This is a genomic window from Pseudomonas sp. PAMC 26793, assembly GCF_000313235.1.
Lineage (GTDB): Bacteria > Pseudomonadota > Gammaproteobacteria > Pseudomonadales > Pseudomonadaceae > Aquipseudomonas > Aquipseudomonas yamanorum.
The window spans coordinates 252,852-273,907 of the sequence record NZ_AMXG01000023.1 but is presented as its reverse complement, the minus strand read 5'-3'; the positions used below and the strand labels follow the sequence as shown (position 1 = coordinate 273,907).

General features: G+C 61.6%; 24 protein-coding genes. 10 read left to right on the top strand and 14 right to left on the bottom strand.

What is annotated here, in order from left to right; genetic code table 11:
- Positions 1-6: 6 nt before the first annotated feature.
- Both D109_RS0108620 and D109_RS0108615 read right to left on the bottom strand, forming a co-directional pair.
- The gene (locus tag D109_RS0108620) at positions 7-552 is read right to left on the bottom strand and encodes a hypothetical protein (protein WP_026077846.1); all 546 of its coding nucleotides are present in this window, start codon (positions 550-552) and stop codon (positions 7-9) included.
- A gap of 28 nt (positions 553-580) precedes the next feature.
- On the bottom strand, positions 581-2,008 hold the full coding sequence (locus D109_RS0108615; RefSeq protein ID WP_017476540.1) for a coniferyl aldehyde dehydrogenase: 1,428 nt from the start codon (positions 2,006-2,008) through the stop codon (positions 581-583).
- A 147-nt stretch (positions 2,009-2,155) separates the two neighbouring features.
- On the opposite strand from D109_RS0108615, the gene D109_RS0108610 reads away from it, so the two are divergent.
- Entirely contained in the window at positions 2,156-2,827 is a 672-nt protein-coding gene (locus tag D109_RS0108610) for a TetR/AcrR family transcriptional regulator (protein ID WP_003213791.1), read from the top strand.
- A gap of 39 nt (positions 2,828-2,866) precedes the next feature.
- On the top strand, positions 2,867-3,721 hold the full coding sequence (locus D109_RS0108605; protein ID WP_017476539.1) for a sulfurtransferase: 855 nt from the start codon (positions 2,867-2,869) through the stop codon (positions 3,719-3,721).
- Between the two features lie 47 nt (positions 3,722-3,768).
- Here D109_RS0108605 and D109_RS0108600 read toward each other — a convergent pair whose 3' ends face one another.
- The 4 genes from D109_RS0108600 to D109_RS0108585 form a co-directional block, all read right to left on the bottom strand.
- The gene (locus tag D109_RS0108600) at positions 3,769-4,764 is read right to left on the bottom strand and encodes a hydrolase (RefSeq protein ID WP_017476538.1); all 996 of its coding nucleotides are present in this window, start codon (positions 4,762-4,764) and stop codon (positions 3,769-3,771) included.
- Positions 4,765-4,853: 89 nt separating this feature from the next.
- Positions 4,854-5,465: a 16S rRNA (guanine(966)-N(2))-methyltransferase RsmD gene (gene rsmD / locus D109_RS0108595; protein WP_017476537.1), complete on the bottom strand. Its 612-nt coding sequence runs from the start codon at positions 5,463-5,465 to the stop codon at positions 4,854-4,856.
- Positions 5,465-6,955, bottom strand: a complete 1,491-nt coding sequence (locus D109_RS0108590) for a pitrilysin family protein (RefSeq protein ID WP_017476536.1) — start codon at positions 6,953-6,955, stop codon at positions 5,465-5,467. The genes rsmD and D109_RS0108590 overlap by 1 nt, the downstream gene beginning before the upstream one ends.
- Positions 6,948-8,303 carry a pitrilysin family protein gene (locus D109_RS0108585; RefSeq protein WP_003213786.1) on the bottom strand — a complete coding sequence of 452 codons (1,356 nt, stop codon included), beginning with the start codon at positions 8,301-8,303 and terminating at the stop codon, positions 6,948-6,950. Before D109_RS0108585 ends, D109_RS0108590 begins: the two co-directional genes overlap by 8 nt.
- Positions 8,304-8,535: 232 nt before the next feature.
- Between D109_RS0108585 and ftsY the strand changes: the two genes are divergently transcribed.
- The 4 genes from ftsY (at position 8,536) to rpoH (ending at position 12,559) form a co-directional block, all read left to right on the top strand.
- Positions 8,536-9,888, top strand: coding sequence for a signal recognition particle-docking protein FtsY (gene ftsY / locus D109_RS0108580; RefSeq protein ID WP_017476534.1), 1,353 nt, complete (start codon positions 8,536-8,538; stop codon positions 9,886-9,888).
- Complete coding sequence (ftsE, locus tag D109_RS0108575; RefSeq protein WP_017476533.1) at positions 9,885-10,556, top strand: cell division ATP-binding protein FtsE; 672 nt, start codon at positions 9,885-9,887, stop codon at positions 10,554-10,556. Before ftsY ends, ftsE begins: the two co-directional genes overlap by 4 nt.
- A complete protein-coding gene (ftsX, locus tag D109_RS0108570; RefSeq protein WP_017476532.1) occupies positions 10,553-11,575 on the top strand; it encodes a permease-like cell division protein FtsX in 1,023 nt (340 codons plus the stop codon). The genes ftsE and ftsX overlap by 4 nt, the downstream gene beginning before the upstream one ends.
- Before the next feature lie 129 nt (positions 11,576-11,704).
- Positions 11,705-12,559 (top strand): RNA polymerase sigma factor RpoH, encoded by an 855-nt coding sequence (gene rpoH, locus D109_RS0108565; protein ID WP_003176698.1) that lies wholly within the window; start codon positions 11,705-11,707, stop codon positions 12,557-12,559.
- Between the two features lie 135 nt (positions 12,560-12,694).
- Here the strand turns inward: rpoH and mtgA are convergent, their stop codons facing one another.
- Positions 12,695-13,417 carry a monofunctional biosynthetic peptidoglycan transglycosylase gene (gene mtgA, locus D109_RS0108560; protein ID WP_017476531.1) on the bottom strand — a complete coding sequence of 241 codons (723 nt, stop codon included), beginning with the start codon at positions 13,415-13,417 and terminating at the stop codon, positions 12,695-12,697.
- A 74-nt stretch (positions 13,418-13,491) separates the two neighbouring features.
- On the opposite strand from mtgA, the gene D109_RS0108555 reads away from it, so the two are divergent.
- The 4 genes from D109_RS0108555 to trmB all read left to right on the top strand — a co-directional run bounded on the left by D109_RS0108555 (position 13,492) and on the right by trmB (position 15,736).
- Positions 13,492-13,869 carry a DUF423 domain-containing protein gene (locus D109_RS0108555; RefSeq protein WP_017476530.1) on the top strand — a complete coding sequence of 126 codons (378 nt, stop codon included), beginning with the start codon at positions 13,492-13,494 and terminating at the stop codon, positions 13,867-13,869.
- Positions 13,870-13,940: 71 nt separating this feature from the next.
- On the top strand, positions 13,941-14,141 hold the full coding sequence (gene thiS / locus D109_RS0108550; protein ID WP_063026500.1) for a sulfur carrier protein ThiS: 201 nt from the start codon (positions 13,941-13,943) through the stop codon (positions 14,139-14,141).
- Between the two features lie 65 nt (positions 14,142-14,206).
- Positions 14,207-15,001, top strand: coding sequence for a thiazole synthase (locus tag D109_RS0108545; RefSeq protein WP_017476528.1), 795 nt, complete (start codon positions 14,207-14,209; stop codon positions 14,999-15,001).
- 9 nt (positions 15,002-15,010) lie between these two features.
- On the top strand, positions 15,011-15,736 hold the full coding sequence (trmB, locus tag D109_RS0108540; protein ID WP_010167706.1) for a tRNA (guanosine(46)-N7)-methyltransferase TrmB: 726 nt from the start codon (positions 15,011-15,013) through the stop codon (positions 15,734-15,736).
- A 143-nt stretch (positions 15,737-15,879) separates the two neighbouring features.
- Here trmB and D109_RS0108535 read toward each other — a convergent pair whose 3' ends face one another.
- The 7 genes from D109_RS0108535 to D109_RS0108505 form a co-directional block, all read right to left on the bottom strand.
- On the bottom strand, positions 15,880-16,203 hold the full coding sequence (locus D109_RS0108535; protein WP_003213776.1) for a DUF3392 domain-containing protein: 324 nt from the start codon (positions 16,201-16,203) through the stop codon (positions 15,880-15,882).
- Positions 16,204-16,222: 19 nt separating this feature from the next.
- Positions 16,223-17,425, bottom strand: coding sequence for a radical SAM family heme chaperone HemW (gene hemW / locus D109_RS0108530; RefSeq protein ID WP_017476527.1), 1,203 nt, complete (start codon positions 17,423-17,425; stop codon positions 16,223-16,225).
- Complete coding sequence (rdgB, locus tag D109_RS0108525; protein WP_008434161.1) at positions 17,422-18,018, bottom strand: RdgB/HAM1 family non-canonical purine NTP pyrophosphatase; 597 nt, start codon at positions 18,016-18,018, stop codon at positions 17,422-17,424. The genes hemW and rdgB overlap by 4 nt, the downstream gene beginning before the upstream one ends.
- The gene (locus D109_RS0108520; protein WP_017476526.1) at positions 18,015-18,449 is read right to left on the bottom strand and encodes a DUF4426 domain-containing protein; all 435 of its coding nucleotides are present in this window, start codon (positions 18,447-18,449) and stop codon (positions 18,015-18,017) included. The genes rdgB and D109_RS0108520 overlap by 4 nt, the downstream gene beginning before the upstream one ends.
- Before the next feature lie 21 nt (positions 18,450-18,470).
- Positions 18,471-19,091 carry a methionine biosynthesis protein MetW gene (gene metW, locus D109_RS0108515; protein WP_017476525.1) on the bottom strand — a complete coding sequence of 207 codons (621 nt, stop codon included), beginning with the start codon at positions 19,089-19,091 and terminating at the stop codon, positions 18,471-18,473.
- Positions 19,092-19,098: 7 nt separating this feature from the next.
- Positions 19,099-20,238: a homoserine O-acetyltransferase gene (locus D109_RS0108510; RefSeq protein ID WP_026077845.1), complete on the bottom strand. Its 1,140-nt coding sequence runs from the start codon at positions 20,236-20,238 to the stop codon at positions 19,099-19,101.
- 230 nt (positions 20,239-20,468) lie between these two features.
- On the bottom strand, positions 20,469-21,056 hold the full coding sequence (locus D109_RS0108505) for a YggT family protein (RefSeq protein ID WP_017476523.1): 588 nt from the start codon (positions 21,054-21,056) through the stop codon (positions 20,469-20,471).

Sequence of the window (21,056 nt, the reverse complement as noted above, 5' to 3'; positions counted from 1 at the left end):
TGCGAATCAGATTTTCGGTGGGCCGGGGTAGCCGCAATGTGCCCAGGACTCGGGGCGGAAATACCAGGCCATGATCACCAGTTTGAGCAGCGAGCCCTGGCCCATGCGCAGCAGGTTCAGGTAGCTGTTTTCCCAGCGGTGCAGGAAGTTGCGGATCTGCTCGGCGCTGGCGTTTTCCCAACTACCCCACACACCGGTCAGCGGTCCACGGGTGACCGCCATGCCCAGTACGTCGAACAGTTGCTGGGTCAGCTTGAACATCTCGGGCGAGAGGTGTTGCAGGCTGAAATCGAGTTTTTTCAGGGTGTCGTCGATGCCGGCCATCACCACCTCGGCGCTGGTCACGCCCTCCAGCAGCACCGGGATCACTGCCCGCAAAAACGGCAGGTCACTGCTGCGCAACATCGCAAAGCCGCTGGCCGGGGTGCTGCTGGAGCAGCCGCTGAGGCTGGCACCCAGCCCGGCGGTGGCCAGGAAGGCGCTGGCGCACAGGCCGAGTTTCAAGACGCCGCGCCGTGACAGCGCGGGTGATTCAGTCAGGCTAGGGTTCATTCTTATTGTTATCCCGGTGATGGGTTTGTTAGCGGACGAACAGCTTCTGGATCAACTTCTGGATGGATTTGCCATAGGGCGGGTAAATCAGCTTGGCGGCGTTCAGGCGTTGCTTGATCAACACACCCTTGGCCTTGCTGAAGGTCAGGAAGCCTTCATGGCCGTGGTAATGGCCCATGCCCGACGGGCCGATGCCGCCGAAGGGCATGTCGTCCTGGGCCACGTGCAGCAAGGTATCGTTCAGGCACACGCCGCCGGAATGGGTCTCGTGCAGTACGCGGTCCTGTTCAGCCTTGTTGTAGCCGAAGTAATACAGCGCCAATGGGCGAGGGCGCTGATTGATGTAGGCGAAGGCCTGGTCGAGACCGCGATACGGCACGATCGGCAGCACCGGGCCGAAGATTTCGTCCTGCATCACCGTCATGTCGTCGCTGACATTCAGCAGCAGGCTGTGGGCCATGCGCCGGTCCTGGCCCTGGTCGTACAGCGGGACCAGGGTGGCACCCTTGTCGGTGGCGTCTTTCACGTAGCCGTTGAGCCGGGCCAGTTGTCGTTCGTTGATGATGGCGGTGTAGTCCGGGTTGTCGGCCAGGGTCGGGTAAAACCCGCGAACCGCCTTGCTGTAGGCCTCGACGAAACCGTCCACACGGTCTTCCGGCACCAGCACGTAGTCCGGTGCCACGCAGGTTTGCCCGGCATTCAGCGCCTTGCCGAAGGCGATGCGTTCGGCGGCGTCTTTGAGCGGCACGTCGGCGGAAACAATCGCCGGTGACTTGCCGCCCAGTTCCAGGGTGACCGGTGTCAGGTGTTCGGCCGCCGCGCGCATCACGTGCTTGCCGATGCTGGTGGCCCCGGTGAACAACAGGTGATCGAAGCGCAACTTGGAAAACGCCATGCCGACTTCCGCTTCGCCGAGCACTACGCACACGAGGTCTTCGGGGAAGATCTTCGCCAGCAGCGCCTTGAGCAACTGGCCGGTGGCGGGAGTAGATTCGCTGAGCTTGAGCATCACCCGGTTGCCGGCCGCCAAGGCGCCTACCAAAGGGCCGATGGCCAGGTACAACGGGTAGTTCCAAGGCACGATCACCCCGACCACGCCCAGCGGTTGATAGATAACCTTGGCCGACGCGGGCTGGAAGGCGATGCCCACAGCGCGGCGGGAAGGTTTCATCCAGCCCTTGAGGTGTTTGCTGGCGTAGTGAATGCCATGCAGGCTGGGCATCAATTCGGCGAACAGGGTTTCGTCGGCGCTACGATGGCTGAAATCACTGCTGATGGCGTTGATCAGCGCCTGGCGCTCATCGCTCAGCAGGTCGCGCAAGGCCTTGAGCCATTGCTGACGCTGGGCAGCGGGCGGCATCGGGTTGGCCGCGTAGGCCCGGCGTTGAGCGTCGAACAGGTCCTGGAGTTGGTCCAGCGCCTGGGAATCTTGCAGGTAGGCAACGTTGGCAGACATGGCGAAGTTCCCGATTGTTATTGGAATGCTTCATTTATTAGAGTCATTGCTCTAAATTGTCAAATAACATTGCACATACGTGCCGATTTATCCGGGCAAGGATAGTCCGTAAGATGCCGTCATCACGGGTCTAGAAGTTGATTTCCCATGGCACCACGAGTAAAGACCAGCGAGCGCATTGTGCAAACCAGCCTGGAGCTGTTTAACCAGCAGGGCGAGCGCAGTGTCAGCACCAACCATATCGCTGCCCATATGGAAATTTCCCCGGGCAACCTGTACTACCACTTCCCCAACAAGCAGGCGATTATCGCGGTGCTGTTTCGTGAGTACGAAGCGTTGGTGGACAGTTTCCTGCGCCCTCCCCAGGGCCGCGCGGTGACCGTGGAAGACAAGCGCTTCTACCTGCAGGCGGTGCTCGCCGGCATGTGGCGCTACCGCTTTTTGCACCGTGACCTCGAACACCTGCTGGAAAGCGACCCGGAGCTGGCTACTGGCTACCGGCGGTTTTCCCAGCGCTGCCTGATCCAGGGTGCGGCCATCTATCAGGGTTTTGTCGACGCCGGCATCCTGAACATGGACCCGGTACAAACCGAAGCCCTGACCCTCAATGCCTGGATCATCCTCACCTCGTGGGTGCGCTTCCTGTGCACCACCAATGAAAAGTCCACGCACCTGAGCGCCGAGGCGATCAAGCGCGGTGTGTATCAGGTGCTGGTGCTGGAAGCCGGGTTTATTACCCCTAAGGCCAAGGATGCGGTGGATGCTCTGTTCAAAGAGTTTTACGTGCCGTTGAATCAGGCGCTGGAAGAAGTGAAGTAGGATGTTTCCCGAACGCTAACCTAGCCACAGGAGTCAGTCATGCCGCTTGCCCAACTGATCAGCCCCCAGCAACTGGCCGAGCGCCAGCAGTCCGGCGGGTTGGTGATCCTCGATTGCCGCTTTGCTCTGGAAGACCCGGATTACGGCCTGTGCAGCTACGCCGAAGGGCATATCGAAGGGGCGCAGTATGCCGATCTGGAACGCCACCTCAGCGGGCCGGTAACCAAGGGCGTGACCGGCCGCCATCCGCTGCCGGCGCCGGATGCGTTTATCCGGCAACTGCGGGCATGGGGCGTTAACGCCGACAGCGATATCGTTTTGTATGACGACGGCCCCGGTGCCTACGCCGCCCGCGCCTGGTGGCTGCTGGCCTGGCTGGGCAAGCGCGACGGCGTATTTATCCTCGATGGCGGCCTGAAAGCCTGGCACGCAGCGGGCTTCCCGTTGAGCCTGGATGCCCCGGCGATCGAGCCCGGCACCTTCAGCGGCTCGCCGGACAACCACCTGCAACTGGATGCCGAACACCTGCAAAAACGCCTCGGCCAACCCGGCCTGACCCTGATCGACGCCCGCGCCCAGCCGCGCTTTCGTGGTGAAGTGGAGCCGATCGATCCGGTTGCCGGGCATATTCCCGGTGCGCAATGTGCGGCGTTCAATGAAAACCTGGGCAGCGACGGCCGTTTCCTGCCGGCGGACCAGCTCAAGCAACGCTTCGCCGCCAAGCTGCAAGACCGCTCGCCGGATGACCTAGTGGCTTACTGCGGCTCCGGTGTGACTGCCTGTCACAACCTGTTTGCGCTGTGCCTGGCGGGTTACCCGTTGGGCAAGTTGTACGCGGGGTCGTGGAGCGAGTGGATCACTGATCCAAAGCGGGAAGTTGCAACAGGCGACTGAGGTCTACCTGACCCGGTCTGATCCAAAGTGTGGGAGCTCCCACATTTTTATCGGCGTTGTGCCAGCAGCCACTCCGGGATTCGTCGTTCCAGGTAGTAAGTTGGCTGTTTCAGTGAACCATCGACAAACCCCACATGCCCGCCCTTGGCCAGCAGTTCGAACTCGGTGCAGTCCGACAGTTCGCTGGCCTCGGGCAGGCTGTGGGCGAACACGAACGGGTCGTCCGCGGCCTGGATGATCAGGGTTGGTGTGCGAATGCCCCCGAGGTAATAGCGGCTGGAGGCGCGGCGGTAGTAGTCCTCGGCACTGAGGAACCCGTGCAACGGCGCGGTGACGCGGCCGTCAAAGTCCCAGAACGTGCGCATCTTCTCCAGCGAGCCCAAGTCGGCCAGGGTTTTCAGGCCAGCCTCGTGGCCATCCTTTAGAAAACGGCTTTGTTTGACGCGGATATAGGCCAGCATTTCGCGCATGAAGTGCTTTTGATAAACCCGTGAAAAGCCCAGGCCGATGCGATCTGCACACTGATCCAGGCGAAACGGCACCGACACCGCTGCCGCGCCTTGCAGCCCGGAGGTTTCACCGGTTTCACCCAAGTGCTTGAGCAGCACATTGCCGCCCAACGAATAACCCACCGCATACAGCGGCGCCAACGGGCGCTTGGCCCGCAAGTGAGCGATGGTTTCGGCCAGGTCTTCACTGGCGCCGGAATGGTAGCTGCGGGCGAGCAGGTTGGGCTCGCCGGAACAGCCACGCCAGTTCAGTGCCACGCTGGCCCAGCCTTGAGCCGCCAGGGCCTTTTGCAGGCCGGCCACGTAAGGCGAGTTGGACGAGCCGGTCAGGCCATGCAGGACCAGCACCAACGGGGTGGTTGCCTCATGAGGCCCGTGCCAGTCGAGGTCGAGAAAGTCCCCGTCTGCCAGCCACAGCCGTTCGCGCTGGCGTTCGATGTGGGTGGTTTTGCGCCACAGTGGTCCCCACAACGTTTGCAGGTGCGGGTTGCCGAGGCCGAAGGCGGGGGTGAAGCGGTCGGACGTTTTTGACACGATGGTTCTCGCGGCAGGTGGCAGAGCGGGTGAGCAACCTGTGGCGAGGGAGCTTGCTGTGGCGAGGGAGCAAGCTCCCTCGCCACAGGTTAGTTTTGTGTCGTGCGTTGCCACAACGCGTAATACACCCGCCCGGATTTCTGCTCGCGGTGCAGGCGCCAGGTGCCCGGCAGGCCGAGTGTGGACGGTGCAGTTTCGCTTTCAGTGTAGATCCAGGCATCCGGTGCCAACCACTGGCGCTCTTCCAGCAACGCGCAAACGGTCGGCAGCAGGTTCTGGTTAAACGGCGGATCGAGGAACACCACGTCAAACTCACGGGCTTCCTGGGTTTCCAGGTAGCGCAGCGCGTCAGCCGTCTGCACTTGCCCGGTGGTGCAACGCAGGGTGCCCAGGTGTTCCTTGAGGCTGGCAACCGCCACATTGCTGGCATCCAGCGCCTGGCCCAAGGCAGCGCCACGGGACAGGCTTTCGAGGAACAACGCGCCGCTGCCCGCAAACGGATCCAGCACCTTGGCCCCGGCGATATACGGCGCGAGCCAGTTGAACAGGGTTTCACGCACGCGGTCGGGCGTCGGGCGCAGGCCCACGACGTCGGGGAAGCTCAGCTTACGGCTGCCCCATTCTCCACCGATGATGCGCAGTTGGCCCACACCGTTGTGAACGTTGTGGACAGGTTTCTTGGGACGGGATGGACGGGCCATTAATGCTCCGGAACCCCGAGCGGCTGCTCGGCGGGTTTATCTGTGGGGGGCGGTAGTGGCTTTTGCGCAATCGTCGGGCCGGCGGTCACGATGACCAGCTTGTCGGCACTCAAATGTTTGTTCAAAGCAGCTTTGACCTGATCAACGGTCAGCGCCTGGGATTGTTTCATGAAATCTTCAAGGTAGCTCAGCGGCAGGTTGTAGAAACCCATGGCGCCCAGCTGCCCGACGATATCGGCGTTGCTCGCGGTGGACAGCGGGAAGCTGCCGGCCAGTTCGCGCTTGGCGTCATCGAGTTCTTTTTGCGTCGGGCCGGTCTTCAGGTAATCGGCCAGCACGTCCTGCACCAGTTTCAAGGTGCCAGCGCTCATTTCGGCGCGGGTTTGCAGGTTGATCATGAACGGGCCGCGCACCTGCATCGGTGAGAAACCGGAGTATACGCCGTAGGTCAGGCCGCGCTTCTCGCGCACTTCGCTCATCAAACGAGTGCCGAAACCACCGCCGCCGAGGATCTGGTTGCCCAGGGACAGCGCGGCGTAGTCCGGGTCGGCACGGTCGATACCCAGTTGTGCCAGCAGCAGGGTTGTCTGCTTGGACGGGAACTCGATATGTGTGGTGCCAGCCTTGGGCTCCACAGGTTGGGCGATCTTCGCCAGCGCCGGGCCTTTAGGCAGTGAAGCGGAGACCTTGGCGGTCATGGCTTCGGCCTCGGCGCGGGTCAGATCGCCGACTACAGAAATCACCGCGTTGCCGGCGGCGTAGGCCTTGGCGTGGAAGTCCTTCAACTGCTCAAGGGTGACCTTCGGCACGCTCTCGGCGTTGCCTTCGCTCGGATGGGCGTAAGGGTGGTCGCCATAGAGCTGCTTGAACAACTCGATGCTCGCCAGTTTGCCGGGGTTCTGCTTCTGGTATTCAAAGCCGGCCAGCAGCTGGTTCTTGATCCGCGCCAGGGAGTCGGCCGGGAAGGTCGGCTTGCCGATCACGTCGTCAAACAGCGACAGGGCGGCGTCACGCTTGTCGCTGGCGCTCAGGCTGCGCAGGGAAACCAGCGCCATGTCGCGGTAAGCGCCATTGCTGAAGTCGGCACCCAAGCCGTCGAAACCGGCGGCAATCTGGCTGACGTCTTTGCCCGGCACGCCTTCGTTGAGCATTGCGTTGGTCAACAGCGCCAGGCCCGGTGTGTCGCCGTCCTGGCTGCTGCCGGCGGCGAACAGGATGCGCATGTCGAACATCGGCAGTTCATGGGCTTCGACGAACAGCACCTTGGCGCCTTCGGCGGTGGTCCAGGTTTGCACGTCGAGCTTGCGGTTGGTCGGCGCCTTGTCGTCCAGCTCGGCCAGGGATTGCAGCGTGTTGGCGGACTTGGCCTGCTCCAGCGCCTGGCTGGCGACGGATTCGCTGGGGCGCAGGAAATACACCGCGCACGCGGCAGCCAACGTGACCACGATCAAACCGGGCAGCACCAGACGGTTGTTTTTACGTTCACTCATGAGCGGTCTCCTCAGGCAAGACATGGGCGACGCTGAGACGTTCGCGGGTGAAATAGGTGCGTGCAGCTTTCTGGATGTCTTCGGCGGTGACGCTTTGCAGCTCGGCCAGTTCGGTGTCCATGAGTTTCCAGGACAGGCCGACGGTCTCCAGGGAGCCGATGGCAGTGGCCTGGCTGGTGATCGAGTCGCGCTGGTAAACCACCCCGGCGATGACTTGGGCGCGGATACGCTCCAGTTCTTCTGCGCTCGGTGGCTTGGCCTTCAGTTCATCCAGCAGGCGCCACAGGCCGGCTTCAGCCTGGGCCACGGTCTTTTTCTTCTGCAGGTTCGGGGTGGCGGTCAAGGTGAACAGGCTGTCACCGCGGGTGTAGGCGTCGTAGCTCGACGAACCGCCGGACACCAGCTCTTCGCCGCGCTCCAGTTGCGTCGAGATGCGTGCGCTGTAGCCGCCGTCCAGCAGGGCTGAAATCAGGCGCAAGGCGTTGACTGAACGCTTGTCTTCAGCGGTGGCGAGGCTGGGCACGTTGAAACCAAGGATCACGCTCGGCAGTTTGGTCTGTACGTGCATTGTCAGCAGGCGTTCGCCGGGCTCGGCCAGCTCCAGCGGGATTTTCGCCGGTGGCACGTCGCGCTTGGGGATCGGGCCGAAGTAGCGTTGGGCCAGGGTCTTGACTTCATCCGGGGTCACGTCGCCCACCACTACCAGGGTGGCGTTGTTCGGCACGTACCAGGATTGGTACCAGTGGCGCAGTTCTTCAACCTTCATGCGGTCCAGGTCGGCCATCCAGCCAATGGTCGGCGTGTGGTAGCCGCTGGCGGGGTAGGCCATGGCCTTGAAGCGCTCGTAGGCCTTGGACATCGGGTTGTCGTCGGTGCGCATCCGGCGTTCTTCCTTGATCACCTCGATCTCGCGGCTGAACTCGTCGGCCGGCAGGCGCAGGCTGGCCATGCGGTCGGCTTCCAGTTCGAAGGCAACGCCCAGGCGGTCACGGGCCAGCACTTGGTAGTAAGCGGTGTAGTCGTCGCTGGTGAAGGCGTTTTCTTCGGCGCCCAGGTCACGCAGGATCAGCGAGGCTTCGCCGGGGCCGACCTTGGCGCTGCCCTTGAACATCATGTGCTCCAGGGCGTGGGACAAACCGGTCTGGCCCGGGGTTTCATAGCTGGAGCCAACCTTGTACCAGACCTGGGAAACCACCACCGGGGCGCGATGGTCTTCGCGCACGACGACCTTGAGGCCGTTGTCCAGGGTGAATTCGTGGGTGGGTTGTGGGTCGGCAGCCAAAGCTGAAAGGGGCAGACAAACTGTGCTGAGCAGCAGGCCTGCGGCGCGGCGGGCTAGAGCATTCATTCGTTTTTAAACCTGTTGAGCTGCCCGCTTGGTCTTAGCGTCGGCGGGCGAGGAGGTGCTAGGATACTGATCCGACCTAGGGACGGCCACTACGGCTGTCTTGTTGAGGCCCTATTTAGGCCTTACAAAATGTTGCGCATGAACGAGCTGGCTAAAAAACAGTCTGTTACGCATCGAATTTTATTTACCGACGTGCCCCTCGGCGCGTCGCTACCTTGAGATAGCCGTCTCCATGTTTGGTTCCAACGACGACAAGAAGACCCCAGCTGCGGCTGGCGAGAAAAAAGGCCTGTTCGGATGGCTGCGCAAAAAGCCGCAGGAAACCGTCGTCGAACAGCCACAGGTTCAAGCAGAACCGATCCCTGAATCCCCAGTAGAAGCCGAACCGGTTGCCGAAACCCCGGCCCCGGTGGTGTTGCCGATGGCCGAGCCGGTGTTGCAGCCGGTAGCCGAGGTAGAGCCTGAACCCGAGCACACGCCATGGCCGGAGTTGCCGGTGGCCGAAGAGCCGGTGGCGCTGGTTGAGGATGTGCAGGCCGAGCATGTTGCACCGCCGATTCCTGTGGTTGTCGAGCCAGCACCGGCTCCTGTGGTGGTTGCCGCTCCTGCTGTCATCGAAGTCGAAGCACCTGCTGCGCCCACCGAAACCAGCAAGACCGGCTTCTTTGCCCGCCTCAAGCAAGGCCTGAGCAAGACCAGCGCCAGCATCGGCGAAGGCATGGCCAGCCTGTTCCTCGGCAAAAAGACCATTGATGACGAGCTGCTGGAAGACATCGAAACCCGTCTGCTGACGGCCGACGTGGGCGTCGAAGCCACCGCCGTGATCATCCAGAGCCTGACCCAGAAGGTCGCGCGCAAGCAGCTGACCGACGCCGATGCGCTCTACAAGTCGCTGCAGGCCGAGCTGGCCAACATGCTCAAGCCGGTGGAAGCACCGCTGGTCATCGATACGCAGAAAAAGCCATTTGTGATCCTCGTGGTCGGCGTCAACGGCGCCGGCAAGACCACCACCATCGGCAAGCTGGCGAAGAAGCTGCAACTGGAAGGCAAGAAAGTCATGCTCGCCGCCGGTGACACCTTCCGTGCTGCTGCCGTGGAGCAGTTGCAGGTCTGGGGCGAGCGCAACAAGATCCCGGTCATCGCCCAGCACACCGGCGCCGACTCGGCCTCGGTGATCTTCGATGCGGTGCAGGCTGCCAAGGCCCGCAACATTGACGTGCTGATCGCCGATACCGCCGGTCGCCTGCACACCAAAGACAACCTGATGGAAGAATTGAAGAAAGTTCGCCGCGTGATCGGCAAGCTCGACGCCGACGCGCCCCACGAGGTGTTGCTGGTGCTGGACGCCGGTACTGGTCAGAACGCCATCAGCCAGGCCAAACAATTCCACCAGACGGTCCAACTGACCGGCCTGGCATTGACTAAGCTCGACGGCACGGCCAAAGGCGGTGTGATCTTCGCCCTGGCCAAGCAGTTCGGGTTGCCGATTCGTTATATCGGCGTCGGTGAAGGCATCGACGACTTGCGCACTTTTGAAGCCGAACCCTTTGTACAGGCACTGTTTGCCGAGCGGGAGCGTTCATGATTCGTTTCGAACAGGTCGGTAAACGCTACGCCAACGGGCATGTCGGCTTGCATGAGCTGAGTTTCCGGGTGCGTCGCGGCGAATTCTTGTTTGTGACCGGCCATTCGGGTGCCGGTAAAAGTACCTTGCTGCGCCTGCTGCTGGCCATGGAGCGTCCAACCACCGGCAAACTGCTGCTGGCGGGCCAGGACCTGGCCACCATCAGCAACGCACAGATTCCATTCCTGCGCCGGCAGATCGGCGTGGTGTTCCAGAATCACCAGTTGCTGTTCGACCGCACGGTGTTCAACAACATTGCTTTGCCGTTGCAGATTCTCGGGCTGTCCAAGGCCGAAATCATCAAGCGCGTGGATTCGGCCCTGGAGCGCGTCGCGCTCTCGGACAAGACCGACCTGTACCCGGGTGACCTGTCCACCGGCCAGCAACAGCGCGTCGGCATCGCCCGCGCTATCGTCCATCGCCCGGCCTTGCTGCTGGCTGACGAACCCACCGGTAACCTCGACCCGCGCCTGGCGGCAGAAATCATGGGCGTGTTCGAAGACATCAACCGCCTGGGCACCAGCGTGCTGATCGCCAGTCACGACCTGGCGCTGATCGCCCGCATGCGTCACCGCATGTTGACCCTGCAACGCGGCCGCCTGATTGGTGACGGGGAGGCTGGGGTATGAGTGCTACACGCAGCCCGAAGGTTTCCGAACGCGTCGCGCCAAAGGCGGCCGACCCGCAGCCACAGAAGAAAAAACGCGACGAAGACGATGGCCCGGATTTCGGCACCCTGGTGCACGCCTGGATCGAAAGCCACCGTGCCAGCCTGGTAGACAGCCTGCGCCGCCTGGGCAAACAGCCGATCGGCAGCTTCTTTACCTGCCTGGTGATGGCCGTGGCCTTGAGCCTGCCGATGGGGCTGTCGCTGCTGCTCAATAATGTCGAGCGCCTTGGCGGCTCATGGCAGCGGGCGGCGCAGATTTCGCTGTACCTGAACCTGGATGCCAGCACCAAGGACGGCGAGTCCCTGCGCGACGAGATCAAAGAGCTTCCAGGTGTGGCCGAGGCTGAATACATCAGCCGCGATCAGGCCCTGGAAGAGTTCCAGCAACAGTCCGGCCTGGGTGAGGCGCTCAAGGAGCTGCCGCAAAACCCGCTGCCAGGCGTGGTGCTGGTTACCCCGAACGAAGTCGACAAGACGACCCTGGAAGCCCTGCGACAAAAACTCGCAGAGCTGCCGAAGGTGCAGCAGGCCCAACTTGATCTAGTCTGGGTAGAGCGGTTGGCGGCAATTCTCAAGCTGGGCGACCGGTTTGTGTTCGGCCTGACGGTGTTGCTGGTGTCTGCATTACTTTTGGTGATAGGCAATACCATTCGTCTTCATATCGAAAACCGTCGCACCGAGATAGAAGTGATTAAACTCGTCGGCGGCACGGACAGCTATGTGCGTCGTCCTTTTCTGTACATGGGCGCGCTTTATGGCTTCGGTGCGGGGATTTTATCCTGGGGCGTACTGGCTTTTGGCTTGAACTGGCTGAACGACGCAGTGGTAGGGCTCGCCGGTTTGTACGGCAGTGATTTTGCCCTGGCCGGCGTGCCGGCAGCCGATGGTCTGTCATTGTTGCTTGGGGCAGTGCTCTTGGGGTATATCGGTGCGTGGATTGCGGTCGCACGGCATTTACGTGAGCTGGCACCGAAGTAGTTAATGTCAGGGTAATGTGGTTTCGTTTGTATTGACCGTATCAGTGGTTTAGGGAACTTGTACTACGGTTCCCGGTCAATTTTCGCAGTGCTGAACTGCACGAGTTATGTGAGTCGGAGGTTTTTTCGTATGACCACTTCTTTGCAACCTGCTTATGCCTTGGTCCCGGGTGCGAACCTGGAGGCCTATGTGCACACGGTCAACAGCATTCCATTGCTGACGCCCGAGCAGGAGCGTGAACTGGCCGAGAGTCTCTACTATGAGCAGGATTTGGGGGCGGCTCGGCAGATGGTGCTCGCCCACCTGCGTTTTGTCGTACATATCGCCCGTAGCTATTCCGGCTACGGCCTGGCCCAGGCTGACCTGATTCAGGAAGGCAACGTTGGCCTGATGAAAGCGGTAAAGCGTTTCAACCCGGAAATGGGTGTGCGCCTGGTGTCGTTTGCTGTGCACTGGATCAAGGCGGAAATTCACGAGTTCATCCTGCGCAACTGGCGCATCGTGAAAGTCGCGACCACCAAGGCCCAGCGCAAACTGTTCTTCAACCTGCGCAGCCAGAAGAAACGCCTGGCTTGGCTGAACAACGAAGAAGTGCATCGCGTGGCCGAAAGCCTTGGCGTAGAGCCACGTGAAGTGCGCGAGATGGAAAGTCGCCTGACCGGCCATGACATGGCCTTCGACCCAGCCGCCGAAGCGGACGACGACAGCGCCTTCCAATCGCCGGCCAACTACCTGGAAGACCACCGGTACGACCCGGCGCGTCAACTGGAAGACGCTGACTGGAGCGACAACTCCAACCACAACCTGCACGAAGCGCTGGAAGTGCTGGACGACCGCAGCCGTGACATCCTCTACCAGCGCTGGCTGGCAGAAGAAAAAGCCACGCTGCACGACCTGGCGCAGAAGTACAACGTGTCGGCCGAGCGGATTCGCCAGCTCGAGAAGAGTGCGATGAACAAGCTGAAACTGTCGATCGCCGCCTGACACAGGTAGCCAGGACAGCGCGATCGAAATGTGGGAGCGGGCTTGCTCGCGAAGGCGGTGGATCAGTCACCTGAGGTATTGACTGGCACACCGCTTTCGCGAGCAAGCCCGCTCCCACTTTTGTTTTGTGGGGTGTCAGTCAGCCCAAGGCGCCTTGCGCGAGTTGTTCAGCTCATTCAGGTAGCTGTCGCCACCCAACTGACTCATCTGCTGCCGAATCCACGCCGCCCGTCGCGCCACATACGATGTTGGATGGCTGGCGCTCCACACCCGTGGGTTAGGCAGCACCGCCGCCAGGTAGCTGGCCTGCTGGCGGGTCAGCGCCTTGGCACTCACCCCAAAATGATGCCGCGCCGCCGCCTCTGCGCCGAACACGCCTTCATCCCACTCCACGCTGTTGAGGTAGACCTCAAGAATTCGCTGCTTGGGCCAGAGAATCTCGATCAGCCCGGTAAACCAGGCTTCCAGGCCCTTGCGGAAATAGCTGCGACCGGCCCATAAAAACAGGTTCTTCGACACCTGCTGGCTCAAGGTGCTGGCGCCGCGAATCGAACCGCCGCGCTCGTTATGCAGCAACGCCGCCTGGATCGCGTCGAAATCAAAACCCCAATGCTGCGGGAAGCGCTGGTCTTCGCCGGCCATCACCGCCACTTTAAGCTCGTCGGAGATCTGATCCCAGGGCACCCAGGTGCGCTGTACATCAATCGGCTCGCCGTCGACCCAGGATTCGACCTTGCGCTCAACCATCAGCGCAGTTCCCGGTGGCGGCACGAAACGGAACAGCAGCACCAGCAGCACGCTGCCGATGGCAAACCACTTGAGGACTTTGAGAAAACGCTTGAAGAGGAGACGCAGCATAGAGATGGCTTGGCCGAACCCGTTGAGCGGGCCATTATACAGACCCTGCCCACTGAGTCTGACTGGAGTTCCTCATGTTGCGTGGCTTTCTGATGCTGGCTGCCTTTTTCGGTTTTACCGGCGTTGCCCTGGGCGCGTTTGCCGCCCATGGCCTGAAAAATCGCCTGAGCGCCGAGTACCTGGCGATTTTCCACACCGGCGTGACCTACCAACTGGTGCACACCCTGGCGCTGTTCGGCGTGGCATTGCTGGCGGTGCACATTCCCGGTCGACTGGTCACCTGGGCGGGCATCTCGTTCACCGTGGGCATCCTGCTGTTCTCCGGCAGCCTGTATGTGCTGACCATGACCGGCATCAGCAAGCTCGGCATCATCACCCCGTTTGGTGGCCTGGCGTTCCTGCTGGGCTGGTTCTTCCTCGGTTTGGCAGCATGGCGTCTACAGACTGCCTGACCAAGGGGCTTGGGCCAGCAACGGCAATCACGCTAGAATGCGGGCCCCTAAAAACGATGGCGGCCCGTGGCATGCGCATTCAGTTGAACGGCGAATCCTTTGAACTGCCCGACGGTGAAACCGTTTCGGCCCTGCTGACCCGTCTGGATTTGACCGGTCGTCGCGTCGCAGTGGAGCTCAACCAGGATATCGTCCCGCGTAGCCAGCACGCCGAGACCGCGCTCACCGAAGGTGACCAGGTCGAAGTGGTCCACGCCATCGGCGGCGGCTAGCCGCACGGCGCTCAAGAGCGCCAACCCGTATTCTGCAGAACCTCACCCCAACTCGAGGATTTCCCATGAGCATCGTTCGTAGCGACAAGCCTTTCGTCCTGGCCGGTCGTACCTTCCAGTCGCGTCTGCTGGTCGGCACCGGCAAGTACCGCGACATGGAAGAAACCCGCCTGGCCATCGAAGCCTCGGGTGCCGAGATCGTCACCTTCGCCGTGCGCCGCACCAACCTCGGCCAGATCGAGGGCGAGCCGAACCTGCTCGAAGTGCTGTCGCCGGATCGCTACACCTTCTTGCCGAACACCGCCGGTTGCTACGACGCCATCGAAGCCGTGCGCACTTGCCGCCTGGCCCGTGAGCTGCTCGACGGCCACAACCTGGTGAAGCTGGAAGTGCTGGCCGACCAGAAAACCCTGTTCCCCAACGTGATCGAAACCCTCAAGGCCGCCGAGACCCTGGTCAAGGAAGGCTTCGACGTGATGGTTTACACCAGCGATGACCCGATCATCGCCCGCCAACTGGCCGAAATCGGCTGCATCGCGGTGATGCCGCTGGCCGGTCTGATCGGTTCCGGCCTGGGCATCTGCAATCCGTACAACCTGCAGATCATCCTCGAAGAAGCCAAGATCCCGGTGCTGGTGGATGCGGGCGTGGGCACTGCCTCCGACGCCACCATCGCCATGGAGCTGGGTTGCGATGCGGTGCTGATGAACTCGGCCATCGCCCATGCCCAGCAACCGGTCATGATGGCCGAAGCCATGCAACACGCAATCGTCGCCGGCCGCCTGGCGTACCTCGCCGGGCGCATGCCGAAAAAACTTTACGCCAGCGCCTCCTCGCCGCTGGATGGTCTGATCAAGTAAGAGCCATTGATGACTGAATCAAACGAAACGCCGAACACCCTGGAAGAAGGCGACGAGTCCAAGCACCGCCGCATCAAGAGTTTTGTGATGCGCGCCGGTCGCATGACCGAAGGCCAGCAAAAAGGCCTGGAGCAGGGCACGCCACTGTTCGTCCTGCCGTTGGTGGACGCGCCGGTGGATTACGACCAGGTGTTCGGCCGCTCGGCGCCACGTTCCCTGGAAATCGGCTTCGGCATGGGTCATTCCCTGCTGGAAATGGCTGCAGCTTCGCCGGAGCAGGACTTTATCGGGGTTGAAGTACACCGTCCGGGTGTTGGCGCGCTGCTGAACGGCGTGTTGACTCAGGGCCTGACCAACCTGCGCGTCTACGACTGCGACGCGATCGAAGTGCTCAACCGCTGCATCGCCGACAACAGCCTCGACCGCCTGATGCTGTTCTTCCCGGACCCATGGCACAAGAGCCGCCACCACAAGCGCCGCATCGTCCAGGCTTCCTTCGCGGAACTGGTGCGCAGCAAGCTGAAAGTGGGCGGCATCCTGCACATGGCCACCGACTGGGAGCCGTATGCCGAATACATGCTGGAAGTGATGAACGTCGCCCCTGGCTACCGCAACCTGGCGGAAGACGGCAAATGCGTCCCGCGCCCGGCCGAACGGCCGATCACCAAGTTCGAACGTCGCGGCGAGCGACTCGGTCATGGGGTTTGGGATTTGAAGTTCGAGAAAGTGGACTGATAAGTTCCTGGCCTGGAATGCAGTAAAAAATGTGGGAGCGGGCTTGCTCGCGAATGCGGTAGATCAGTCGACATTTACGCTGACTGACACACCGCATTCGCGAGCAAGCCCGCTCCCACATTTGTTTTGTGCCGCGCTTAAGGTCAGCGGCGATCCGCCACCACCCCAATCAGCACCAGCACCACCAACAACACCGGTGCCAGGCTGTAGTTGTTGAACTGGCTCAACCCGCGAACAATCCACGGCGTGGCGTAGATCAGTGCCGCGCCGCTGCCGATCATGCACACCAGCGCCATCAGCGGTACGCGCAGCGCGCCCGCGATGCTGCCCAGTCGTGCTTCGACCCAGCCCTTGATGTCGGCGCCAAACAGCACCAGCAGGCACCCTACCAACGCCAGGGAGATTTCCGACAGGTTGCTACGGCTCCAGCGGGATACGGTGGCGAGCAGGTCGAGTACCAGATCCATTTGATTTCCTTAAGAGCAATCAGCTCAAAAACTTCTGCAGCAGGTCATTGAGAAAGAGTTGCCCGCGGTCCGTGGCCGCCAGGCGTGACGGTTCGACCTGCATTAAGCCACTTTGTTCTGCCTCACGACGGGCCTCATCGAGACTCGCCAGCTCAAGGCCGGTGCGCTCGGCGTAAAGCCGGGCTTCGACGCCGTCGGTGAGGCGCAGGGCGTTCATCAGGAACTCGAACGGTAACTCTTCGTTGGTCAGTTCTTTCGCGCCGGCCTGGTAGTTTTTCGCCGGGTTGAGGTAGTCCTTCGGTGCGCGGGTTTTCCAGGTGCGCACGATGCGCCCGTCCGGGTGGCTGAGCTTGCCGTGGGCACCGGCACCGATGCCGATAAAATCGCCAAAGCTCCAGTAGTTCAGGTTGTGCCGCGCCGGCCGGCCCGGTTGGGCGTAGGCCGAGACTTCGTACTGGGCGTAACCGTGTTCGGCAAGCAACGCCTGGCCGGCTTCCTGGATGTCCCACAGGGTGTCGTCTTCCGGCAGCACGGGCGGCTGGTTCCAGAACACGGTGTTGGGTTCCAGGGTCAGTTGATACCAGGACAGGTGCGTGGGCTTGAGGGCAATGGCCTGGCGCAGGTCGCTCAGGGCGTCGTCCAGGGACTGATCGGGCAAGCCGTGCATCAGGTCCAGGTTGAAGTTGTCGAACCCGGCCTGGCGCGCCATCCCGGCGGCACGCACGGCTTCGTCACCGTTGTGGATACGGCCCAGGGCTTCGAGTTTTTCTTGCTGGAAACTCTGGATACCAATCGACAGCCGATTGATCCCCAGCTTGCGGTACGCCACGAACTTTTCTTGCTCGAAGGTCCCGGGGTTGGCTTCCAGGGTGATCTCGATGTCGCTGGCAAACGGGATGCGCGCCTCTACGCCCTTGAGCAACCGGCCCAACGCCGCGGCGCTGAACAGGCTCGGGGTGCCGCCGCCGAAAAAGATCGAACTCAGCTCACGGCCATACACCGCGTGCAGGTCCTGATCGAGGTCCGCCAGCAATGCGTCGACATACTCTTCTTCCGGCAGCACCTTGCTGGCGGTGTGGGAGTTGAAGTCGCAATAAGGGCATTTGCGCACGCACCACGGGATGTGGATGTACAGCGCCAGGGGCGGCAGGTGAGGCAGGGCCGCCCGAGGTGTTTGCGCGCCACCGAGAATCAGTGGCTGCGCGGAGGTGTTCTGGGTCATTTCAGGCCCAGACGCTGGCGCAGCAAATCCATTGCGCGAGCACGGTGGCTGATCTGGTTTTTGTCAGCCGGGCTGAGTTCGGCGCTGGAGACATTGCGCTCCGGCACCCAGAACAGCGGGTCGTAGCCAAACCCGTGCTCGCCGCTGGCCGCGTGCAGGATGCGACCGTGCCACAGGCCTTCACAGAGGATCGGCAAAGGATCATCGGCGTGACGCACCAAGGCCAGCACGCAGACGAACTGTGCACCGCGCATCGCGTCGGGCACGTCCTTGAGGGCGTCGAGCAGTTTGGCGTTGTTGGCCGCGTCGCCTTTGCCGTCGGCGTAACGCGCCGAGTAGATGCCCGGGGCGCCGCCGAGGAAGTCCACGGCCAAGCCCGAATCATCGGCCAGTGCCGGCAGGCCGGAAATGCGCGCAGCATTACGGGCCTTGAGGATGGCGTTCTCGACGAACGACAGGCCGGTCTCTTCCGGCTCTACCTGGCTGAACTCGCCAATCGAGCGCAATTGCACCGAGTCGCCGAGCATGGCCTGGAGTTCTTTGAGCTTGCCGGCGTTATGGCTGGCCAGTACGAGTTGTGTGAGGTTCATCATTCGGCCGGAAACAGTTCCTGGTTGAAACTGAAACCGTGGGCTTTGCCACCGGTTTCAACGTTGATGGTGAAAATCTTGGTTTCCTGCTGTGGCACCGGGTACTGGGCGACGTAAAGCGTAGAACCTTTCTGGGTGATTTTCTTGAACGTCAGCATCTCGCTCTTGCCGCTCAGGTCTTTGATGGTGCCGGTGACGGTGGCGTCTATCGATTCGACGCCCTTGTTCACGAACACATTGATCATGCCCAGCTCTTTGCTGCGTACGATCCCGGCTTCCTGGGCCATTTCCGGTGTCAGGAAACTGGTGGTCAGGGTGTTGTAGTGCACCGTGATATCGCCGAATTCTTTCTGGCGATTACCGTCGATAACATCCGCCGCCATAGCGCTGACGCTCAGGCACGCGGTGAGTAAAAAAGTAGCCAAACGACTCATGTTCGTCCTCCTTGAAATTGGTTAGACGGCAATCTGGTGGTCCGTCAGGCCCGGGCTGCTGACCCGGTAGATCCCGATCTCACCCAGCAGGTTGGGCCATAGCTTACTCGCCCAGCCGTGACGGTGCTGTTGATCGACCGCAAGGCGGTTGATGACTTTGGCTTCGCGCTTGCTGCACAGCGCTTCGAAGTCTTCGAAGGTGCAGAAGTGGATGTTGGGCGTGTTGTACCAGGTGTAGGGCAGGAAATCCGACACCGGCATGCGGCCCTTGGTGGCCAGGTACCAACGGCAGCGCCAGTGGCCGAAATTGGGGAAGGTGATGATGCACTGGCGGCCGACCCGCAACATTTCGTCGAGGATCCGGTCGGGGTAGTGCACGGCTTGCAGCGCCTGGGTCATGACCACGATATCGAAGCTGTTGCTGGCAAAGTTGCCGAGGCCCTTGTCCAGGTCCTGCTCGATCACGTTGATGCCCTTGGCCACGCACTGGGCGATGTTGTCCGGGTCGTTTTCCAGGCCATAGCCGGTGACTTGCTTGTTGTCGCGCAGCCAGCTCAGCAGTTCGCCATCGCCGCAACCCAGGTCGAGCACGCGGCTGCCGGCGGGGATCCAGTCTTGGATGATTTCCAGGTCGGCTCTCATGGCGTTCTCACAGTGCTATTCGGTTCATGTAGTTGCTGAAGGCCTGCAGGTAGCGCGGGATCGGGATCAGAAAGGCATCGTGGCCTTGCGGTGCATCGATCTCCAGGTAGCAGACGTCTTTCTTGGCGGCCATCAGCGCATCCACCAGTTCTCGCGAGCGGGCCGGGGAGAAGCGCCAGTCGGTGGTGAACGACATCACGCAGAACTTGGCGGTGGCCGCCTCGAAGGTGCGCGCCAGGTCGTCGTCGAAGTTCGCCGCCGGGTCGAAGTAGTCCAGGGCCTTGGTCATCAGCAGGTAGGTGTTGGCGTCGAAACGCCCGGAAAACTCCTCACCCTGATAACGCAGGTAGCTCTCGACCTGGAACTCGACGCTGTGGAAGTCGTAGTTGAGCTTCTCGCTCTTGAGGCCACGGCCGAATTTCTCGCCCATGGAGTCATCCGACAAGTAGGTGATGTGCCCGACCATGCGCGCGAGCATCAGCCCGCGCTTGGGGATCACTCCCGCTTCCTGGAACGAACCGCCGTGGAACTCCGGGTCGGTGAGGATCGCCTGGCGCGCCACTTCGTTGAAGGCGATGTTCTGCGCCGACAGCTTGGGGGCCGAGGCGATGGCCAGGCAATGGCGCACGCGGTCCGGGTAGGTGATGGTCCATTGCAGGGCCTGCATGCCGCCCAGGCTGCCGCCGATCACGGCGGCCCATTGGGCGATGCCCAGTACGTCGGCCAGGCGCGCCTGGCTGTGCACCCAGTCTTCCACGGTCAGTACCGGGAAATCCGCGCCAAACGGCTTGCCGGTTTCCGGGTTGAGGCTGCTGGGGCCGGTGGAACCGTTGCAGCCGCCGAGGTTGTTCAGGCTGACCACGAAGAACTTGTTGGTGTCGATCGGTTTGCCGGGGCCGATGCAGCTGTCCCACCAGCCGGGCTTGCGCTCGTCCATGCTGTGGAACCCAGCCGCGTGGTGATGGCCGGACAAGGCGTGGCAGATCAGCACGGCATTGCTGCCCGTGGCGTTCAGTTGGCCGTAGGTTTCATAGATCAGGTCGTAGGCGGGCAGCGAACGGCCGCAGGCCAGGGCCAGCGGTTCGCTGAAGTGCGCCACTTGGGGCACGACCAGTCCAACAGAATCGGGGGGGAAGGCAGCTGGCATCGACCCTGCTCTCGTTTAAATGAGGCGTAAGTCTAAAGACCGCTGCACCCAGCGGCAAGCGAAGGCCTGCTGCCGGTGTTTTTAAGGCTTTTTGTGGCGAGGGAGCTTGCTCCCGCTGGAGCGCGAAGCGGTCCCAGTCCGGCTGCCGCGATTTTGCAGATGCAACGCGGTCGGCCTTTTTGGGACTGCTGCGCAGCCCAGCGGGAGCAAGCTCCCTCGCCACATTGTCGTCAGATCAGACCGAACAGTTCTTTGGGCATGAATGCATAGAAAGCCAGACGCGGAATCACCCAGCTTTGCAGCAGCTGAATCGCAATAAACGCGAAGATCGGCGAGATATCCAGGCCACCCAGGTTTGGTATCAGGCGACGGAAAGGCGCCAGCACCGGTTCAGTGATCTGCCCCACCAACTCTGCGCCAGGGCTGCGGCTACCGGGAGCGACCCAGGACAGGATCACGCTGATGATCATCGACCAGAAAATGATCTTCAAAAACAGCGAGAAAATCCCGATCAATGCCCACGGCAGCAACAGCAGCGTGGTGGCCTGGTAGCCGTTGAGCAGCAGGATGACTGCGAACAGCAGAATCTGCAGCAGCAGCGCCAGCACCAGCGAGGACATGTCCAGGCCGAACATGCTCGGGATTACCCGGCGCAGTGGCTTGAGCAGCGGCTGCGTGGCCTTCACCACGAACTGGCACAGCGGGTTGTAGAAGTTCGCCCGCACCAGTTGCAGGATAAAACGCATCAGCACGATCAGCAGGTACAGGCTGCCCAGGGTCTGGATGATGAAAATGGCAGCGTCATTGATTCCGAGCAT

Bases quoted from the DNA above. Each gene is read 5' to 3' on its own strand.
- D109_RS0108620 (WP_026077846.1), bottom strand. From the start codon at position 552: ATGAACCCTAGCCTGACTGAATCACCCGCGCTGTCACGGCGCGGCGTC.
- D109_RS0108615 (WP_017476540.1), bottom strand. From the start codon at position 2,008: ATGTCTGCCAACGTTGCCTACCTGCAAGATTCCCAGGCGCTGGACCAA.
- D109_RS0108610 (WP_003213791.1), top strand. From the start codon at position 2,156: ATGGCACCACGAGTAAAGACCAGCGAGCGCATTGTGCAAACCAGCCTG.
- D109_RS0108605 (WP_017476539.1), top strand. From the start codon at position 2,867: ATGCCGCTTGCCCAACTGATCAGCCCCCAGCAACTGGCCGAGCGCCAG.
- rsmD (WP_017476537.1), bottom strand. From the start codon at position 5,465: ATGGCCCGTCCATCCCGTCCCAAGAAACCTGTCCACAACGTTCACAAC.
- D109_RS0108590 (WP_017476536.1), bottom strand. From the start codon at position 6,955: ATGAGTGAACGTAAAAACAACCGTCTGGTGCTGCCCGGTTTGATCGTG.
- D109_RS0108585 (WP_003213786.1), bottom strand. From the start codon at position 8,303: ATGAATGCTCTAGCCCGCCGCGCCGCAGGCCTGCTGCTCAGCACAGTT.
- ftsY (WP_017476534.1), top strand. From the start codon at position 8,536: ATGTTTGGTTCCAACGACGACAAGAAGACCCCAGCTGCGGCTGGCGAG.
- ftsE (WP_017476533.1), top strand. From the start codon at position 9,885: ATGATTCGTTTCGAACAGGTCGGTAAACGCTACGCCAACGGGCATGTC.
- ftsX (WP_017476532.1), top strand. From the start codon at position 10,553: ATGAGTGCTACACGCAGCCCGAAGGTTTCCGAACGCGTCGCGCCAAAG.
- rpoH (WP_003176698.1), top strand. From the start codon at position 11,705: ATGACCACTTCTTTGCAACCTGCTTATGCCTTGGTCCCGGGTGCGAAC.
- mtgA (WP_017476531.1), bottom strand. From the start codon at position 13,417: ATGCTGCGTCTCCTCTTCAAGCGTTTTCTCAAAGTCCTCAAGTGGTTT.
- D109_RS0108555 (WP_017476530.1), top strand. From the start codon at position 13,492: ATGTTGCGTGGCTTTCTGATGCTGGCTGCCTTTTTCGGTTTTACCGGC.
- thiS (WP_063026500.1), top strand. From the start codon at position 13,941: ATGCGCATTCAGTTGAACGGCGAATCCTTTGAACTGCCCGACGGTGAA.
- D109_RS0108545 (WP_017476528.1), top strand. From the start codon at position 14,207: ATGAGCATCGTTCGTAGCGACAAGCCTTTCGTCCTGGCCGGTCGTACC.
- trmB (WP_010167706.1), top strand. From the start codon at position 15,011: ATGACTGAATCAAACGAAACGCCGAACACCCTGGAAGAAGGCGACGAG.
- D109_RS0108535 (WP_003213776.1), bottom strand. From the start codon at position 16,203: ATGGATCTGGTACTCGACCTGCTCGCCACCGTATCCCGCTGGAGCCGT.
- hemW (WP_017476527.1), bottom strand. From the start codon at position 17,425: ATGACCCAGAACACCTCCGCGCAGCCACTGATTCTCGGTGGCGCGCAA.
- rdgB (WP_008434161.1), bottom strand. From the start codon at position 18,018: ATGATGAACCTCACACAACTCGTACTGGCCAGCCATAACGCCGGCAAG.
- D109_RS0108520 (WP_017476526.1), bottom strand. From the start codon at position 18,449: ATGAGTCGTTTGGCTACTTTTTTACTCACCGCGTGCCTGAGCGTCAGC.
- metW (WP_017476525.1), bottom strand. From the start codon at position 19,091: ATGAGAGCCGACCTGGAAATCATCCAAGACTGGATCCCCGCCGGCAGC.
- D109_RS0108510 (WP_026077845.1), bottom strand. From the start codon at position 20,238: ATGCCAGCTGCCTTCCCCCCCGATTCTGTTGGACTGGTCGTGCCCCAA.
- D109_RS0108505 (WP_017476523.1), bottom strand. From the start codon at position 21,056: ATGCTCGGAATCAATGACGCTGCCATTTTCATCATCCAGACCCTGGGC.